At 65.1% G+C, this 18,204-nt stretch carries 15 protein-coding genes; 8 read left to right on the top strand and 7 right to left on the bottom strand.

Annotated features, from left to right (window positions below):
- Nucleotides 1-16 precede the first annotated feature (16 nt).
- Nucleotides 17-1,432: an acetyl-CoA carboxylase biotin carboxylase subunit gene (locus tag E8E91_RS08585; RefSeq protein WP_280375397.1), complete on the bottom strand. Its 1,416-nt coding sequence runs from the start codon at nt 1,430-1,432 to the stop codon at nt 17-19.
- 202 nt (nt 1,433-1,634) lie between these two features.
- Between E8E91_RS08585 and E8E91_RS08580 the strand changes: the two genes are divergently transcribed.
- Nucleotides 1,635-2,582 (top strand): LysR family transcriptional regulator, encoded by a 948-nt coding sequence (locus E8E91_RS08580; protein ID WP_280370612.1) that lies wholly within the window; start codon nt 1,635-1,637, stop codon nt 2,580-2,582.
- Here the strand turns inward: E8E91_RS08580 and E8E91_RS08575 are convergent.
- Complete coding sequence (locus tag E8E91_RS08575) at nt 2,524-2,745, bottom strand: transcriptional regulator (protein ID WP_280375396.1); 222 nt, start codon at nt 2,743-2,745, stop codon at nt 2,524-2,526. The genes E8E91_RS08580 and E8E91_RS08575 overlap by 59 nt on opposite strands.
- A gap of 178 nt (nt 2,746-2,923) precedes the next feature.
- Between E8E91_RS08575 and E8E91_RS08570 the strand changes: the two genes are divergently transcribed.
- Nucleotides 2,924-3,298: a thioredoxin family protein gene (locus tag E8E91_RS08570; RefSeq protein ID WP_280369834.1), complete on the top strand. Its 375-nt coding sequence runs from the start codon at nt 2,924-2,926 to the stop codon at nt 3,296-3,298.
- A 31-nt stretch (nt 3,299-3,329) separates the two neighbouring features.
- Here E8E91_RS08570 and hexR read toward each other — a convergent pair whose 3' ends face one another.
- Entirely contained in the window at nt 3,330-4,196 is an 867-nt protein-coding gene (gene hexR, locus E8E91_RS08565; RefSeq protein ID WP_151138991.1) for a transcriptional regulator HexR, read from the bottom strand.
- Between the two features lie 196 nt (nt 4,197-4,392).
- On the opposite strand from hexR, the gene zwf reads away from it, so the two are divergent.
- Nucleotides 4,393-5,817 carry a glucose-6-phosphate dehydrogenase gene (gene zwf / locus E8E91_RS08560; protein WP_280375423.1) on the top strand — a complete coding sequence of 475 codons (1,425 nt, stop codon included), beginning with the start codon at nt 4,393-4,395 and terminating at the stop codon, nt 5,815-5,817.
- A gap of 202 nt (nt 5,818-6,019) precedes the next feature.
- The gene (gene yegQ, locus E8E91_RS08555) at nt 6,020-7,345 is read left to right on the top strand and encodes a tRNA 5-hydroxyuridine modification protein YegQ (RefSeq protein ID WP_280375395.1); all 1,326 of its coding nucleotides are present in this window, start codon (nt 6,020-6,022) and stop codon (nt 7,343-7,345) included.
- A 143-nt stretch (nt 7,346-7,488) separates the two neighbouring features.
- Here the strand turns inward: yegQ and E8E91_RS08550 are convergent, their stop codons facing one another.
- Nucleotides 7,489-10,374, bottom strand: coding sequence for an EAL domain-containing protein (locus E8E91_RS08550; protein WP_280375394.1), 2,886 nt, complete (start codon nt 10,372-10,374; stop codon nt 7,489-7,491).
- A gap of 202 nt (nt 10,375-10,576) precedes the next feature.
- On the opposite strand from E8E91_RS08550, the gene uvrD reads away from it, so the two are divergent.
- From uvrD to E8E91_RS08535, 3 genes are all read left to right on the top strand, one after another.
- A complete protein-coding gene (uvrD, locus tag E8E91_RS08545) occupies nt 10,577-12,757 on the top strand; it encodes a DNA helicase II (RefSeq protein WP_190829082.1) in 2,181 nt (726 codons plus the stop codon).
- A 128-nt stretch (nt 12,758-12,885) separates the two neighbouring features.
- Nucleotides 12,886-13,461 carry a TetR/AcrR family transcriptional regulator gene (locus E8E91_RS08540; protein WP_280375393.1) on the top strand — a complete coding sequence of 192 codons (576 nt, stop codon included), beginning with the start codon at nt 12,886-12,888 and terminating at the stop codon, nt 13,459-13,461.
- A gap of 124 nt (nt 13,462-13,585) precedes the next feature.
- Nucleotides 13,586-14,446: a Tim44 domain-containing protein gene (locus E8E91_RS08535; protein ID WP_280369824.1), complete on the top strand. Its 861-nt coding sequence runs from the start codon at nt 13,586-13,588 to the stop codon at nt 14,444-14,446.
- Nucleotides 14,447-14,635: 189 nt separating this feature from the next.
- Here E8E91_RS08535 and E8E91_RS08530 read toward each other — a convergent pair whose 3' ends face one another.
- On the bottom strand, nt 14,636-15,100 hold the full coding sequence (locus E8E91_RS08530) for a YbaK/EbsC family protein (RefSeq protein WP_280369822.1): 465 nt from the start codon (nt 15,098-15,100) through the stop codon (nt 14,636-14,638).
- A 135-nt stretch (nt 15,101-15,235) separates the two neighbouring features.
- Nucleotides 15,236-15,688, bottom strand: coding sequence for a GNAT family N-acetyltransferase (locus tag E8E91_RS08525; protein ID WP_280375392.1), 453 nt, complete (start codon nt 15,686-15,688; stop codon nt 15,236-15,238).
- 134 nt (nt 15,689-15,822) lie between these two features.
- Between E8E91_RS08525 and E8E91_RS08520 the strand changes: the two genes are divergently transcribed.
- Nucleotides 15,823-16,230 (top strand): SMI1/KNR4 family protein, encoded by a 408-nt coding sequence (locus E8E91_RS08520; RefSeq protein WP_280369818.1) that lies wholly within the window; start codon nt 15,823-15,825, stop codon nt 16,228-16,230.
- 122 nt (nt 16,231-16,352) lie between these two features.
- Here the strand turns inward: E8E91_RS08520 and E8E91_RS08515 are convergent, their stop codons facing one another.
- Nucleotides 16,353-18,116, bottom strand: coding sequence for a cation:proton antiporter (locus E8E91_RS08515; protein ID WP_280375391.1), 1,764 nt, complete (start codon nt 18,114-18,116; stop codon nt 16,353-16,355).
- Nucleotides 18,117-18,204: the final 88 nt, after the last annotated feature.

Genomic DNA, 18,204 nt, shown 5'->3' with positions numbered 1-18,204 from the left:
GTTCTGAATCCTTCCCCTACAGGCCGGCGTGGGCGGCGATGGCGGTGGCGATGGCGATGGCCAGGTGCGACGGGTTGCGCTTGATCGAGTACTGGGTCAGCTCCGGATGGCTCTCGACGAAGCTGGTGTTGAACTCGGCGCTGCGGAACTCGGGATTGCGCAGGATTTCCTGGTAGTAGGGCGCGGTGGTCCGCACACCCTGCACGCGCATGTCATCCAGCGCACGCAGGCCACGGTCCAGCGCTTCTTCCCAGGTCAGTGCCCAGACGATCAGCTTCAGGCACATGGAGTCGTAGTACGGCGGAATGGTGTAGCCGGTGTAGATCGCGGTATCGGTGCGAACGCCGGGGCCGCCAGGGGCGTAGTAACGGGTGATCTTGCCGAAGGACGGCAGGAAGTTGTTCTTCGGGTCCTCGGCGTTGATGCGGAACTGCAGGGCGAAGCCGCGGTGGATGATGTCGTCCTGCTTGACCGACAGTTCCAGGCCCGACGCGATGCGGATCTGCTCGCGGACGATGTCGATGCCGGTGATTTCCTCGGTGATGGTGTGTTCCACCTGCACGCGGGTGTTCATCTCCATGAAGTACACCTCGCCCTCGGCGAGCAGGAACTCCACGGTGCCGGCGTTCTCGTAGCCCACGGCCTTGGCCGCGCGCACGGCGAGGTCACCGATGTAGGCGCGCTGCTCGGGGGTGAGCTGCGGGCTCGGGGCGATTTCGATGAGCTTCTGGTTGCGGCGCTGGATCGAGCAGTCGCGCTCGAACAGGTGCACGGTGTTGCCGAAGGAGTCGGCGAGGATCTGCGCTTCGATGTGCTTCGGGTTGACGATGCACTTCTCGAGGAAGACTTCAGCCGAGCCGAAGGCCTTGGTGGCTTCGGAGATCACACGCGGGTAGGCCTGCTCCAGCTCCTCGCGGCTGTTGCAACGACGGATGCCGCGACCGCCACCACCGGAGGTGGCCTTGAGCATCACCGGGTAGCCGATGCGCTCGCCTTCGCGCAGCGCTTCTGCGAGGTCAGCGACGTTGCCTTCGGTGCCGGGGGTGACCGGTACGCCGGCCTTGATCATGCTGCGGCGCGCTTCGGTCTTGTCGCCCATGCGGCGGATCACTTCGGCGGAGGGGCCGATGAACTTGATCCCGCGCTCGGCGCAGATATCCGCCAGTTCGGCATTCTCTGAGAGGAAACCGTAGCCCGGATGCAGGGCATCGCAGCCGGTCTCGACCGCCAGATTCACCAGTTTGCGCGGGTTCAGGTAGCCCGCCAGAGGATCGTCGCCGATGCTGTAGGCCTCATCAGCGCGCTTGACGTGCAGGGCGTGCCGGTCGGCATCGGAGTAGATGGCCACCGAGCGGATGCCCATTTCGGCGCAAGCGCGCACGATGCGGACGGCGATCTCACCACGGTTGGCGATCAGGATTTTCTTGATCACGAGTTTTCCCTCGACCAAGTGAACAGGCGAACGGCTGGGCCGGTCGTTGAGTGACCGCTGATCGTGAAGCGGTCGCGTCATTACCCTACGCGCTCGATGTGAATAACCCCAATCAATAATTATTGGGTTATCCATTAGGATCGTCTTATAGTCAGCCACCCCTGCCCATCCGCGAGGCCACCCACCGATGCGCAAGACACTGCTGCGCATGACCCTGCGCCAGCTCCAGGTATTCCGAGCGGTGTTCGAAAGCCGCTCCTACAGCCGCGCGGCCGAGGAAATGGCACTGACCCAACCGGCCGTCAGCCTGCAGATCCGCCAGCTCGAGGAGCTGGTGGGCCAACCGCTGTTCGAGTACGTCGGCAAGAAGCTCTACGTGACCGACGCCGCCGAGGCACTGATGCGCGCCAGCAGCGATATCTTCCAGCGCCTGGCCAGCCTCGACATGCAGCTCTCGGATCTCCAGGGCTCGCTGCAAGGCCAGCTCAACCTGGCGGTAGAGTCCAGTGCCAAGTACTTCGTTCCGCACCTTTTCGCCGCCTTCCGCGAACAGCACCCGGACGTCAGCCTGCACCTGGTGGTGACCAACCGCGCCCAGGTCATCAAACGCCTTTCGGATAACCGCGACGACCTGGTGATCATGTCCCTGGTGCCCCAGGACATGGCCCTGGAGTTCCTGCCCTTCCTGAACAACCCGATCGTGGCCGTAGCGCCGCCGGGCCACCCGCTGTGCAATGCCGCCAAGCTGACCCTGAAGGACCTGGAGCCCTACACGCTGCTGGTCCGCGAGGCCGGCTCGGGCACCCGCAAGGCCTGCGAGGAATACTTCCAGCAGAAGCGCGCGCACTTCGCCCAGACCATGGAAGTGGCTTCACTGGATGCGCAGAAGGAATGCGTGGTGGCTGACCTGGGGATCGCCCTGATCCCGCGCCACGCGGTGAGCCTGGAACTGGCAACGGGGTTGCTGCGGGAGCTGCCGGTGGAGGAGCTGCCGCTTTACCGGAGTTGGTGCGCGGTACACGCCAAGGGCAAGCGGCTGTCGCCGGTCGCCCAGGCGTTTTTAGCCTTTATCCGCGAAGAACGCGCCCAGATCAGCGCGCTTTCGCACCGTTTTTCCGGCGCACTGCCTTTGACGACAACAGGTAGTTAACGGCGATCAATTCGGGGTAGGGATAGTCCGAGCACTCCGCCTGCAGGCGGCGTTGCTCGGCTCGGTCTTCGATGGCGCGGCGGAACTGCATACGCCGTTGGTCCTCCAGTTTTCGCCGGGTCTTGCTGTCCAGATGTACGGATTCATCGTGAAAGCGTTGCATGGCGTCTCTCCCAGGGTGGGTTCGGAAGCAGGCTGACAGGCGCAGGATCACCCGCCCCTGTGACGCTTTCGCGAAGGCTCGGTGAATCTGTGGTGAAGCGGGAGTTTCAGGTAGCTGGACAGACTGCCGGCGCCAGACTTTGCTCAGCAGTAGACGGGTAACGCCGCTGGAGGACGCCATGAGCAATGCCGTCGAGTTCTTCCAACGCTTTCCGATCCAACGGGTGCGCGCAAGCATCATCGATGACGTACTGGCCAGCGAACGGCAGAAGCTGGTGCTGCTCTACCTCTGGCAGGACGACTGCCCTCTCTGCGACGTCGCCAAGCACGACCTGTTGCGCACCCAGGAGCGCTGCCAGTGGCCGCAGGTGCGCTGGCTGCACGACGAAGTGGATGAAGACCCGGCGCTGGCGCTGCGCTACGGCCTGCACGGGGTTCCCACCTTCGTTGCCCTCTACCACGGCCGGCCGCTGGGACGGATCACCAGTTGGCCGGGCAGCGGGCCTTTCATCGAGGCGATAGAGAGGCTGCTCGTGCGTCAGGGCCTGGCTTGACGCCTCAACCCCTGAACAGGCTCTGAGCGGCTCAGTCCTCGGCGCTCTTCACCGACTTGGGCGACAGGCGCAGGCTGCGCAGGCTTCGCTTCACGCTCTTGAGGTGGTTAACCAGGCTCGGGCCACGGGCCATGGCGACGCCCATGGCGAGCACGTCGATCACCACCAGGTGGGCGATGCGCGAGGTGAGCGGGGTGTAGATCTCGGTGTCTTCCTGCACGTCGATGGCGAGGTTCACCGTGGCGAGATCTGCCAGGGGAGTCTGGCTCGGGCACAGGGTGATCAGGGTCGCGCCGGCTTCACGCACCAGGTTGGCGGTGATCAGCAGGTCCTTGGAGCGGCCCGACTGGGAAATGCAGATGGCCACATCCGAAGGCTTCAGGGTGACCGCCGACATCGCCTGCATGTGCGGGTCGGAATAGGCCGCCGCGGTAAGCAGCAGGCGGAAGAACTTGTGCTGGGCATCCGCCGCCACCGCACCGGATGCGCCGAAGCCGTAGAACTCCACGCGCTGGGCCTGGGCGCAGGCGCCGATGGCGCGCTGCAGGGCTTCCGGGTCGAGCTTCTCGCGGACTTCCATCAGGGTGTGCAGGGTGGTGTCGAAGATCTTCAGGCTGAAGTCCGCGACCGAGTCATCCTCGTGTATCGCGAACTGGCCGAAGCTGGCACCGGCGGCCAGGCTCTGCGCCAGTTTCAGCTTGAGGTCCTGGAATCCGCCGCAGCCGATGGCACGGCAGAAGCGCACGATGGTCGGCTCGCTGACCCCGACGCCCTGGGCCAGATCGGCCATGGAGCTGTGCATGACCGCTGCGGGATCGAGCAGGACGTGGTCGGCGACTTTCAGTTCCGACTTGCGTAGCAGATGACGCGACTGGGCGATATGTTGCAGCAGGTTCACAGGGCAGGCTCTGTCTGGAATGGGGTTCTTGCCGGATTCTTCCGTCATGCAACGGCTATCGACTCGGTTATGATCGGCTGAACCAGGCTGTAGTGATCTTGTAGTTATACTACATGAGTCGCTTCTCCGCCCAGTTGAACCACCTTTTCTCAGCGTGCAAGGAAGGGAGAGCGCATCCTTGACCAGCTCCTGCGACATGCTTGTCTTCGGCGGCACCGGCGATCTCGCCCTGCACAAGTTGCTTCCGGCCCTCTATCACCTGCATCGCGAAGGACGCCTGCATCCCCAGATGCGCATCCTCGCCCTCGCCCGCAACACCCTCGACCGCGATGGCTTCCGCGCCCTGGCCGAGCGCCGCTGCCGGGCCCAGGTGGCCCGCGCCGACTTCACCACCGAGGCCTGGCGCGGCTTCTCCGAACGCCTGGACTACTTCGCCATGGACGTATCCCAGAGCGCCGACTTCGGCCGCCTGGCCCACTACCTGGGGCCCGATCCCGGCTGCGGGCGGGTGTACTACCTGGCCACCGCCCCCGACCTGTTCGAGGACATCGCTGCGCACCTCTCCATCGCCCGCATGGCCACTCCGCAGTCGCGCATCGTACTGGAGAAGCCCATCGGCCATTCGCTGGATTCGGCCCGTGCGATCAACGCCGCCATCGGCAAGGTGTTCGACGAATCCCAGGTGTTCCGCATCGACCACTATCTGGGCAAGGAAACCGTGCAGAACCTGATGGCCCTGCGCTTCGCCAACGGCCTGTTCGAGCCGATCTGGCGCGCCGGGCATGTCGACCATGTCCAGATCAGCGTCTGCGAAACCCTCGGCGTGGAAAACCGCGGCGCCTACTACGACCGCTCCGGCGCCATGCGCGACATGGTGCAGAACCACTTGCTGCAACTGCTTTGCCTGGTAGCGATGGAAGCGCCGGTGCGCTTCGACGCCGAGGCGGTGCGCAACGAGAAGGTGAAAATCCTCGAGGCGCTGAAACCCGTCTCCGGCCAGGATGTGCGCGACAAGACAGTGCGCGGGCAGTACAGCGCCGGCAAGATCGGCGGCCAGGAAGTGCCCGCCTACTACTTCGAGAAGAACGTCGACAACGACAGCGACACCGAGACCTTCGTCGCCGTGCAGGCGGAGATCGACAACTGGCGCTGGGCCGGCGTGCCCTTCTACCTGCGCACGGGCAAGCGTCTGGCGCGCAAGTACTCGGAGATCGTCATCCAGTTCAAACCGGTGCCCCACCGCCTGTTCGCCGACGGCGAGGCCAACCGCCTGCTGATCCGCCTCCAGCCGGAAGAGCGCATCAGCCTGCAGCTGATGGCCAAGAGCCCCGGCAAGGGCATGAACCTGGAGCCGGTGGAACTGGACCTGAACCTGGCCAAGGCCTTCAGCCATCAGCGCCGCTGGGATGCCTACGAGCGCCTGCTGCTGGACGTGATCGAAGGCGATTCGACGCTCTTCATGCGCCGCGATGAAGTGGAAGCCGCCTGGCGCTGGGTCGACCCCATCCTCGAAGGCTGGCACGAGCACTACCAGAGCCCGCGCCCCTACCCCGCCGGCTCCACCGGCCCGGAGCAAGCCCACAGCCTGCTGGAACTGCACGGCCGCGCCTGGCACGACTGACCGCGACCATCCCGTAGGGTGCGCCGTGCGCACCGGGTGCCCTCGCGCCGGCCTTCCGGTGCGCACAGCGCACCCTACCGAAAACGACTTCCGCCCTCGCGAGTGCGACACCCCGGCGTCGCACATTGCTCTGGAGCAATAAAGCCCCCTCGCCCAGTTCCTAGAATCGCGCGCCCGTCCTCCAGACTCCGCGAGCCGCGCCATGCACAGCCCCGAACTGCTCTCCCCCGCCGGCACCCTCAAGGCCATGCGCTACGCCTTCGCCTACGGTGCCGATGCCGTCTACGCCGGCCAACCGCGCTACAGCCTGCGGGTACGCAACAACGAATTCGACCACGCCAATCTGGCCCTCGGCATCCAGGAGGCCCACGCCGCCGGCAAGCGCTTCTACGTGGTGGTGAACATAGCCCCGCACAACGCCAAGCTGCGTACCTTCCTCAAGGACCTGGAACCGGTGATCGCCATGAAGCCTGACGCGCTGATCATGTCCGATCCCGGCCTGATCATGCTGGTTCGCGAGCATTTCCCGCAGATGCCCATCCACCTCTCGGTACAGGCCAACGCGGTGAACTGGGCCAGTGTGAAGTTCTGGCAGCAGCAGGGGCTCAGCCGGGTAATCCTGTCCCGCGAGCTGTCGCTGGAGGAAATCGGCGAAATTCGCCAGCAGGTGCCGGGCATGGAACTGGAGGTCTTCGTCCACGGTGCCCTGTGCATGGCGTATTCCGGCCGCTGCCTGCTCTCCGGCTACCTCAACCACCGCGACCCCAACCAGGGCACCTGCACCAACGCCTGCCGCTGGCAGTACGACACCAAGCCAGCCCATGAGGACGAACTGGGACAGGTGGTGCCCACCCTCGGCTGCGGCCAGCCGAGCGACCAGGTGGTCCTGTTGGAGGAAGCCAATCGTCCCGGCGAACTGATGTCCGCCTGGGAGGACGAGCACGGCACCTACATCATGAATTCCAAGGACCTTCGCGCCGTGCACCACGTGGAGCGTTTGCTGCAGATGGGCGTGCATTCGCTGAAGATCGAGGGTCGCACCAAGTCGCACTTCTATGTGGCACGCACCGCCCAGGCCTATCGCAAGGCCATCGACGACGCCTGCGCCGGCCGCCCCTTCGACCGCACCCTGATGGACGATCTCGAATCATTGGCCAACCGTGGCTACACCGAAGGTTTCCTGCGCCGCCATGTGCACGACGAGTACCAGAACTATGAGCACGGCTACTCGCTGTCGGAGCGCCAGCAGTTCGTCGGCGAGCTGACCGGGGTGGTTCGCCAAGGGTTGGCGGAGGTGCGGGTGAAGAATCACTTCGCCGTCGGCGACCGCCTGCAATTGATGACCCCGCAAGGCAACCTCGACTTCCGCCTGGAAGCCCTGGAAAACCGCTACGGCGAGCGCAAGGCGGTAGCCCCGGGCGACGGCCACACCCTGTACCTGCCGCTGCCTGCTGGCGTGGACCTGGAGAACGCCCTGCTCCTGCGCTGGTTCAGCAACGGCAATAGCCGCACGGCGGCCAGCGCCTGACCGTAGGAGCGAGCTCTGCTCGCGAAACGCCGTGGCATGAGACTTCGCGAGCAGAGCTCGCTCCTACAATGCTTCAGCTCCGTAGGATGGGTCGGGCCGCGTTCCGCGAGCGGAGTGATACCCATCGCCCCGCCCGAAACTGATCAGCGCCAGAGCGCCGCAGCCTGCTCCTTGAGCAGCCGCACGAACTGGGGCGCTTCCACCGGCGGGCTGATCAGGTAGCCCTGGATCTCGTCGCAGCGCTGGCTACGCAGGAAGCTGAGCTGCTCGTGGTTTTCAACGCCCTCCGCCACCACTTTCAGCTCCAGGCTGTGGGCCATGGCGATGATCGCGCGGGTGATGGCGGCGTCCTCGCTGCCGGCGGAGAGGTCGCGGATGAAGGTCTGGTCGATCTTCACGTAGTCCACGGGGAAACGCTTGAGGTAGCTCAGGGACGAATAACCGGTGCCGAAGTCGTCGATGGCCAGCTTCACGCCGATCTGGCGCAGTTGGTGGAACGTGGCGATGACGTTCTCGACGTTTTCCAGCAGGTGGCTTTCGGTCAGTTCCAGCTCCAGCAGGCGCGCCTGCAGGCCGGTTTCCTCCAGCACCTGGCGCACCAGGCTCACCAGGTTGCCCTGGCGCAGCTGGTGCATCGACAGGTTCACCGAAACGCGGATATCCGCCAGGCCCTGGCGCTGCCATTCGCGGGCCTGCTGGCAAGCCTGGCGCAGCACGAATTCGCCGATGGGGGCGATCAGCCCGGTTTCCTCGGCAAGACCAATGAAGTCCCCCGGCGGCACCAGCCCCTGCTGCGGATGGCGCCAGCGCACCAGCGCCTCCGCCGCATTCAGGCTGTTGTCGGCCAGGCCCAGCTTGGGCTGGTAGAAGACCTCCAGCTGGCCTTCCTCGATAGCCTTGCGCAGCTGGTTCTCCATCTGCAGGCGCTCCAGGGTGCAGGCCTGGAGGTTGTCGGTGAAGAACTGGAAGGTGTTGCCGCCCAGGTGCTTGGCGTGCTGCATGGCCATGTTGGCCTGGCTGATCAGGGCGGAAATATCGCGGGCGTTTTCCGGCAGCAGGCTGATGCCCAGGGAGCCGCTGATCACCAGTTCGTGGCCGCCCACGGTCATCGGCATGCGCAGCTTGCCGAGCAGGCGACTGGCCTGGCGCGCGAGGTTGGCGACGCTGCCGTAGGCGTCGAGGATCACCGCGAACTCATCGCCCGCCAGGCGCGCGATGGTATCGGCCTCCGGCACGGCCTGGGTCAGGCGGCGGCTGACCTGGCGCAACAGCTGATCCGCCCCTTCATGACCGAGGCTATCGTTGAGCACCTTGAAACGATCCAGGTCGATGTGCAGCAAGGCCAGGCTGCGGCCGCTCTGGCGCGCGCGCTGGCTGGCTTCGTGGAGCCGGTCCTTGAACAGGGTGCGGTTGGCCAGCCCGGTCAGGTCGTCGTAGTTGGACAGGTAGCGCAAGCGCTCCTCGGCCTCGCGACGGGCAGAAAGGTCGGCGAAGAAACCGACGATATGGCTGACATTGCCCCGCGAGTCGCGCACCACGTTGAGCTGCAGCCATTGCGGGTAGAGCTCGCCGTTCTTGCGGGTGTCCATCAGCTCGCCCTGCCAGCTGCCGCTCTGCTCCAGCTCTTCGCGGATCAGGTGGTAGCGGCGGCGGGCTTCGCGGGTGCCGATCAGGGTGGCGACGCTACGCCCGATCACTTCTTCCTGGCGATAGCCGGTGACCTGGCTGAACGCCGCGTTGGTCTGGATTACCCGGTAGTCCGGGTCGAGGATGACGATGCCCTCGCTGGCCGCGTCGAACACCGTCGCCGCCAGGCGCTGTTCTTCGTCCTGGAGCTTGCGCGCGGTGATGTCGCGGCGGGTGCCGAGCATGCGCAGCACCTTGCCCTCGTCATCCCGCTCCACCACGCGGCCACGGTCTTCCACCCAGACCCAGTGGCCATCGACGTGGCGTACCCGGTAGTCGATGGCATAGCCGTCCGTACGGCCCTTCATGTGTTCCACCAGGGCCCGACGCAGCAGCGGCAGGTCGTCCGGGTGCAGGCGCGGCTTGAGGTCGCTCAGGACCCGGGTGACGTCGTCAGCCTCGATGCCGAAGATGGCTTTGAGCTGCGTGTGATGAACTTCGTCGGTTTCCAGGTTCCAGTCCCACAGGCCGAGCTCGCTCGCCTCCAGGGCCAGCGCCAGGCGCGCTTCGCTCTTCACCAGTGCGTGGCTGGCATCGGCCAGCTCCAGCGTGCGCTGGGCCACGCGCATTTCCAGCTCGCCATGGGCACGACGCAGGTCGCGCTCGGCGCGGCGGCGCTGCTCCACTTCACGGGCCAGTTCTTCGTTGAGGCCTTCGGCGCGGCCCTTGGCCTGCTCTAGGTGGCTGATCAGCGCCTGGTTCTGGAAGCGCTGCAAGAGGCTGCGCTGCACCAGCCGGTTGACCTGCCAGGCCACCACCATGAGCGAGGCGGCGAGGATGACCCCGAGCACGCCCCAACCGCGCAGCAGCGGCGTATCGCCCAGCAGCAGCCAGGTGATGGAGGGCAGCAGGCAGGGCAAGGCGAACGTGAGAAAGGCCGAAAGGCTGACGGCATAGGCAACGCTGGCGGAGAGGATCGCGGCGGCGATCAGCCCGTAGACCAGCGCCTGGGTCAGGAAGGCGTCCGGCGGCACCAGCGCAACGGCGGCGAACGCCAGGGTCAGGCCAGAGGCGCCGGCGCCCAGCAGGAAGGCCCGGCGCCAGCGCGGGCAGGCCTGCTTCGAGGGCAGCGCCTGTTTGAATGCGGCCACCTGGGTCAGGCGCAGGATGGCCAGCAGCACCAGCCAAACCAGCCAGCCGCCGAGCAGCAGGCTGTTGCCCGGCCCCCAGAGCAGGTAGGCGCAGGCCAGGCCGTTGAGCAGCATGAACAGGGTCGGGACCTGGGAGCCCTGGTAAAGAAGGCGCGTGCGTTCGGCCGCAATGTCGGTCGCGAACTGCTGGCGAATCTCGCGGCTGTCGGCCAGGGACAGCGTCTGGCCGGCAAACATTGAATTAGCGGTCATAGGCGCTTGTTTTTGTCTTGGTCTGCCTAAGCGAGCCCGGAGCTTACCCGAGCGGGGAGAAGCTGCAATAGCTTTATGTGCGAGGTTCCGGACGAGCGTCCCCCAACTTTAGGAGGGTCTCTGGCCCCAGCATCTGCGACCGTCCAGCTGACCATCCGGTCATCGGTTTGCCCTGCCCCGGCCGCCCCCCTAGAATGCCGCGATGCATGACGATCTCTCCCTCCTCCTGAACTCCCTCAACGATGCTCAACGCCAGGCCGTAGCGGCCTCGCTGGGGCGTCAACTGGTGCTTGCCGGCGCCGGTTCCGGCAAGACCCGCGTGCTGGTGCACCGCATCGCCTGGCTGATCCAGGTGGAGCAGGCCTCGCCGCATTCGATCCTGTCGGTCACCTTCACCAACAAGGCCGCCGCCGAGATGCGCCAGCGCATCGAGCAACTGCTGGGGATCAACCCGGCGGGCATGTGGGTCGGCACCTTCCACGGCCTGGCGCACCGCCTGTTGCGTGCCCATTGGCAGGAAGCGGGCCTTGCCGAGAACTTCCAGATTCTCGACAGCGACGACCAGCAGCGCCTGGTCAAGCGGGTGATCCGCGACCTCGGCCTCGACGAGCAGCGCTGGCCGGCACGCCAGGCACAGTGGTTCATCAACGGGCAGAAGGACGAGGGCATCCGTCCGCAGCACATCCAGGCCGGCGGCGACCTGTTCCTCGGCACCATGCTGAAGATCTACGAAGCCTACGAGGCCGCCTGCGCGCGCACCGGAGTGATCGACTTCTCCGAGCTGCTGCTGCGCGCCCTCGACCTCTGGCGCGACCGCCCAAGCCTGCTGGAGCACTACCAGCGGCGCTTCCGCCACGTGCTGGTGGACGAGTTCCAGGACACCAACGCCGTGCAGTACGCCTGGCTGCGCCTGCTCGCCAAGGGCGGCCAGAGCCTGATGGTGGTGGGCGACGACGACCAGTCCATCTACGGCTGGCGCGGTGCACGGATCGAGAACATCCAACAGTTCTCCAGCGACTTCCCCGACACCGAGGTGATCCGCCTGGAGCAGAACTACCGCTCCACCGCCGGCATCCTCAAGGCTGCCAACGCCCTGATCGCCAACAACCAGGGACGTCTGGGCAAGGAGCTGTGGACCGAGGGCGAAGACGGCGAACCCATCGGCCTGTATGCCGCGTTCAACGAGCACGACGAAGCCCGCTATGTGGTGGAGAGCATCGAGAGCGCGTTGAAAGACGGCATGGCCCGCAGCGAGATCGCCATCCTCTACCGCTCCAACGCCCAGTCGCGGGTGCTGGAAGAGGCCCTGCTGCGCGAGAAGATCCCGTACCGCATCTATGGCGGCCAGCGCTTCTTCGAACGCGCCGAGATCAAGAACGCCATGGCCTACCTGCGCCTGCTCGACGGCCGTGGCAACGACGCCGCGCTGGAGCGGGTGATCAACGTACCGCCGCGCGGCATCGGCGAGAAAACCGTGGAAAGCATCCGCGAGTTCTCCCGCGTCAACGAAGTCTCGATGTGGGAAGCGATGCGCCTGATGATCGCCAACAAGGCCCTGGCCGGTCGCGCCTCCAGCGCCCTGGCGGCCTTCATGGAGCTGATCGAGAACCTGACCGCGAAGTGCCTGGACATGCCCCTGCACCTGATGACCCAGACGGTCATCGAGCAGAGCGGCCTGGTGGCCTACCACAAGGACGAGAAGGGCGAGAAAGGCCAGGCCCGCGTGGAAAACCTGGAAGAACTGGTCAGCGCCGCCCGCGCCTTCGAGAACGAAGAGCCCGAGGACGACCTCACCCCGCTGCAGGCCTTCCTCAGCCACGCCTCGCTGGAAGCCGGGGAAACCCAGGCCGACGCCTTCGAGGACAGCGTGCAGCTGATGACCCTGCACAGCGCCAAGGGCCTGGAGTTCCCGCTGGTGTTCCTGGTGGGCATGGAAGAAGGCCTGTTCCCGCACAAGATGAGCATGGAAGACCCGACCCGCCTGGAGGAAGAACGCCGCCTGGCCTATGTCGGCGTCACCCGCGCCATGCAGCGCCTGGTGCTGACCTACGCCGAAACCCGCCGGCTCTACGGCAGCGAGACCTACAACAAGGTCTCGCGCTTCGTCCGCGAAGTGCCGCCGCAGCTGATCCGCGAAGTGCGCCTGAACAACAGCATCAGCCGTCCCATGGGTGCCGGCAGCCGCCACGGTTCCATCTTTGATGGCGCCGCCGTGCCGGAAACGCCCTTCTCCCTGGGCCAGCGCGTGCAGCACGCCTTGTTCGGCGAGGGCACCATCCTCAACTTCGAAGGCGCCGGCGCCCAGGCCCGGGTGCAGGTGAAGTTCGAGAGCGAAGGCAGCAAGTGGCTGATGCTGGCCTACGCCAAGCTGCAACCGCTCTGATCCCGCCCTGTGGGAGCGAATTCATTCGCGAATGAATTCGCTCCCACAAAGGCATGCGCCCCCTCCGCCCGTCCGATGCCCCTGTCACCTCCGCGAGCTTGGCCATACTCAGTGGCGGAGGTAATTCCATGCCCCGCTCCCCCAGCGCCCAGCAGATTCTCGATTGCGCCCTGTCCCTGGCCGACAATTGCGGCTGGGAGCAGCTTCACCTGTTCGAGGTGGCCAACCAACTCGGCGTCGGCCTCGACGCCATCGCCAAGCACTTCCGGCAGAAAGATGACCTGGTGGAAGCCTGGTTCGACCGCGCCGACCTGGCGCTACTGGAACGGGGCAAGGGCGGCGACCTGACGGCGTTGAATGCCGAAAAGCGTCTGGAAGAACTGCTGATGGCCTGGCTCAGCGCCCTGGCGCCGCATCGCTCCGTGACCGGGCAGATGCTGCTCTACAAGCTGGAGCCCGGCCATTTTCACTTGCAAGTGGCGGGTCTGTTGCGAATCAGCCGCACCGTGCAGTGGTGGCGCGAGGCAGCGCAACGGGAAACCCTGCATCTATGCCGCATCGCTGAGGAAAGCCTGCTCACCGGTGCCTACCTGCGTACCTTCGTCCACTGGCTGCGCCACCCCACTGAGGACGAGGCCGATCTGCGCGCCCTCCTTCGCAGGCAACTGCGTTGCGGTCCATTGATCCTCCTACTGCGCAGATGAACGGCAAGGCCGGAAAAGGCCGATTTCAGTGCCAGACAAAATCCCGAAACACTCTGCCCCTAGCTATCGCGCGACTGACTGTGCAGCATGGCGCGCGTAGATTCATAACCAAGAGAAGCCTCTGATGCGCCGATTCCTCAGTATTGCCCTGGCCCTCTGCGTCGGCCTGACGCTGAGCCTGGATGTCAACGCCGCCAAGCGTATGGGCGGCGGCAAGTCCTTTGGCTCCGCGCCGACTCACCAGACCCGCCAGGCAGCACCTGCCCAGCAAACCCCGAATGCCGCCGCTCCTGGCGTAGCCGGCAAACCCGCTGCCGCAAGCGGCGCGTCCCGCTGGCTCGGCCCGCTGGCCGGCATCGCCGCCGGTGGCCTGCTCGCCTCCATGTTCATGGGCGACGGCTTCGACGGCATGCAGATCTTCGACTTCCTCATCATCGGCCTGATCGCCTTCCTGATCTTCCGCTTCCTGGCCGCCCGCAAACGCGCCCAGCAGCAGGGCCGTCCCGCCATGGCTGGCGGCCATGCGCCGTTCCAGCGCGAAATGCCGCAGATGCCGCAGCAGCAGTCGCCGATCTTCGGCAGCGCCGCTCCGGTTGCCCAGCCGGCCTTCAACGCCCCGAGCTGGTTCAACGAGCAGCGCTTCGTCGAAGCCGGCCGTGAACACTTCATGGCCCTGCAGCAGCACTGGGACGCGGCCGAGATGGACAAGATCGCCGAGTTCGTCACCCCGCAGATGCTGAACTTCCTCAAGGAAGAACGCGCCAGCATGGGCGACGCCTACCAGTCCACCTACATCGACAACCTCCAGGTACAACTGGACGGCATCGATGAACTGGCCGACAAGACCGTCGCCACCCTGACCTTCAGCGGCATCTCCAAATCCTCGCGCTTCGACCAGGGCGAGGCGTTCAGCGAGAGCTGGCGCATGGAGCGCGTGAACGGCGACAACCAGCCCTGGCTGGTGGCAGGCATCCGTCAGAACTGATCGCTGGCGCACTGAAAAAACCCCGGGCTTGTCCCGGGGTTTTTCTTTTCACTGGCGCCGACCTCCACCGCGCCGCCAACGCCGACGGGCGATGGAGCGACGGAACCAGAATGGCGGCGGTTGCGGCGGCCGTGCGCCTTTGAGCCTGTTCATGGTCCGGTGTGAGCGCAGCGCAGCAAATCATGCTCGCTAATGACAGAGCTCGCAGACTTCGGCATCCGGCACCAGCTTCAGGTAGTCGTCCATCCGCATATGCACCAGATTCTCGTGGTCACCCGCCTCCAGGTAGATGTCCTTCTGCCGTGTCAGCTGCGGGTCCACCACCATATTCATGCCGTAGGGCTCGCCTACTGCGGGCACGGCGCCGAGTTCGCAGTCCTTGAACAGTTTGGCCAGGTCGGCCTCGTGGGTGAGCTGCCAGAGCCTGGCGTCCTTGCGTACCTTGCCCACGTCCAGATGGCGGCTGGCAGGTACTACCGCCATGAGGAAGTGACCTTGGCGATCGTCGAGGATCACCGTCTTGGCCAGGCGCTCAGCCGGGATGTTGGCGACCCGAGCCGATTCGAGGCTCGTGGCCGAGTGCGGGTGCGGCACCACATCGAACCGGGTATGGGAACGCGCCAGGCTACGCTGCAGGGTTGCGGCCATTCGCATGATGCACCTCCTGTGGATAACCAGGGATGGTTGGCTGCCCGGGGCAGCCGTATCGGTGCACACAGTTTAGCCAGCGAGCCCCCGTAGGGCTGAAGCAGTTGGTACTGAGCCGCGTCCGTTAAAGCAGCTTGAAGCCTAAGCGCGGCGCATGCCGATGTGGGGAATGCCGTCGTCCAGGTAGACCTCGGTCACCGGCGAGAAGCCATAGCGGCCGTAATAACCCTGCAGATGTGCCTGGGCGGAGAGGTACACCGGCATCCCCGGCCAGCGCCTTCCGGCCTCTTCCAGGGCGCGCTCCATCAACCCGTGTCCCAGGCCACGGCCACGAGCCTCGGCCGCACTGACCACCCGCCCGATCACCACGTCGCCGCCCTGGGTCGTCGGGTCCAGCAGGCGCAGGTAAGCCAGCAGCGCACCATCTTCCCAGGCCATCACATGGCAGGTATCGGCTTCCAGGTCCTGGCCATCGACATCCAGGTAGGGACAGTTCTGCTCCACCACGAACACCTTGCAGCGCAGCGCCAGGAAGCCATAGAGCTCGCGGGTATCGAGTTCGCTGTGGTGCTTGCAGGTCCAGGCGATGGCCATGATGGGGTCCTCGGAAAAAGGTCGAGCTTAACGGTTTGGCGGACCAGCGCATCTCCATGTGACGATCAGGCTCTTTTCTCCCCAGGTCCCGGCTACTGTATAAAGCGCATCCCAATGCATGAGGGCCTGCCGCCATGGAAGAAGTCATCGAACAGCTGCGCGAACTCAACGAACCGGTACCGGTTCCCCTGGAGCTCCCGGACGAGGAGTTGCTGGTGGAGATCGAGGAGCAGTTGCTGATCAACCTGCCCTTCGAGCTGCGTGAGTTCCTGCTCAAAGTCAGCGACGTGGTCTATGGCCGCCTGGAGCCAGTAACCGCCACCGACCCGCAATCCCACACCTTCCTGCCGGAAGTCGCCGCCGTGGCCTGGGACCTGGGCGTCCCCCGCGACCTGGTGCCGCTCTGCCAGGATGGCCGCGACTACTACGTGGTCGATGGCGAGGGCGAAGTATTGCTGTGGGACGGCGACGAAGGCGAGCTTACCGACGAGAGCTGGGATTCGGTGTGGCACTGGGCGAGAGACGTCTGGCTGGCCAACTGATTTCTGCGTCGCAACAGCAGCGTTGAAGATGGGCTCAGCCTGTAGGGTGCGCCATGCGCACCAGCCACCGACTCCGCGAGAGGTGCGCGCAGCGCACCCTACGATCCGCGTCGAGCCCCCCATCAGCGGTGATGCTGGTCCTGGCTCTGCTCCAGGGTCTCCATCAGCGCGATCTGCATCCGTGAATGCACGCGGATCAGCCAGCGCCAGAGCAATGCGCTGACGCCTGCCGCCAGCAGGGCGATCAGCACCAGCAGTTCCAGCGTCGGCAGGATGCTCGCCGACAGCGCCATCAGCAGCAGCATGATGCCCAGCAGCGACAGCAGCGGAATCACCTCGGCGATCACCTTGCGCACCCGCTCGGTGTGGCGGCCGGCCTTGTCCGGCGTCACGCCCATTTCCGCCAGCAGCATGGAAAGCGCCTTGAGCTTGCGGTAGGCGGCGATCAGGAAGGGCAGCGATAACAAGAGCGCGCCACCCCAGATCAGCGCCTTCTGCAGGTTGGGCGAGGCCACCCACTCGCTCAGGTACTCAGCCAGGGTGCCGGCGAAATAGGCGCTGCCCAGGAAGATGGCCACCACCAGCGCCAGGTTGACCATCACCTGCAGCAGGATCTTGCGGATCATCCCCGCCAGCACCGCGCTCTGGCCCTGGGGCTGGATGCTGCGCAGCCAGTCGCCGTAGTAGCCGAACACCCGCGCCAGCGGGCGTGGCATGGCCTTGGCCAGCTTGATCGACAGCGGGTCGGCAGCGCGGATCAGATAAGGCGTCAGCAGGGTGGTGATAGCCGACACGGCCACGGCCACCGGATACAGGAAGTCGCTGGTGACCTGCAGGGTGATGCCCAGCGCGGCGATGATGAAGCTGAACTCGCCGATCTGCGACAGGCCCATGCCGACCCGCAGCGAGGTGCGTCCGTCATTACCGGCGATGAAGGCGCCGAGGCCGCAGGACACCATCTTGCCCAGCACCACCGCGAGGGTGATGACGACGATGGGCCAGGCGTACTCCACCAGGATCTTGGGGTCGATCAACAGGCCAATGGCGACGAAGAAGATCGCACTGAACATGTCGCGCACCGGTTCGATCAGCCGTTCGATCTGCACCAGCTGGCGCGACTCGGCCATGATCGCGCCGATCAGGAAGGCGCCCAGCACCATGCTGTATTCCAGCTTCACCACCAGCAGGCAGAAACCGAAGCAGAGGCCGAGCACCGTCACCAGCAGCATCTCGTTGCTCTCGAACTTCGCCACGTAGGCAAGCAGGCGTGGTACCAGCAGGATGCCGATGACCAGCGCGACAATCATGAACAGGCTGAGCTTGCCCACCGTGGCGAACACTTCCCCGGTCTCCACCGAGCCGCTCACGGCGATGCCCGAGAGCAGCGCGATGATGCCGATGCCGAGGATGTCTTCGACGATCAGCACACCGAAGATCAGCTGCGCGAAGCGCTCGTTCTTCATCTTCAGGTCGCTGAGCGCCTTGACGATGATGGTGGTGGAAGAGATCGCCAGGATCGCGCCGAGGAACAGCGAATCCATGGTCTTCCAGCCGAAGTAACTGCCGATCTCGTAGCCGATCCAGATCATCAGCACGATTTCCAGGAAGGCCGCGATGAACGCGGTAGCCCCCACCTTGAACAGCTTGGCCAGGCTGAATTCCAGGCCCAGGCAGAACATCAGGAAGATCACCCCCAGCTCGGCGAGGGTCTTGATGGTCTCTTCGTCGTGGATCAGCTCGAAGGGCGGCGTGTGCGGGCCGATGATGAAGCCGGCAACGATGTAGCCCAGCACCACCGGTTGTTTGAAGCGGTGGAAAAGGATGGTCACCATGCCCGCGACCAGCATGATCACGGCAAGATCCTGGATGAAAGCGATGGCATGCATGGCGATGGACTCCTTTTCTGTAATGCGCGGCACAGCGGTCCCGCGCGCGGGCTACTCGCTCGGCTCCGGTGGAGCCATGTAGGAATTA

The organism is Pseudomonas sp. BN515 (genome assembly GCF_029873155.1).
Taxonomy (GTDB): Bacteria; Pseudomonadota; Gammaproteobacteria; order Pseudomonadales; family Pseudomonadaceae; genus Metapseudomonas.
This window is presented reverse-complemented; position numbering and strand designations above follow the sequence as displayed.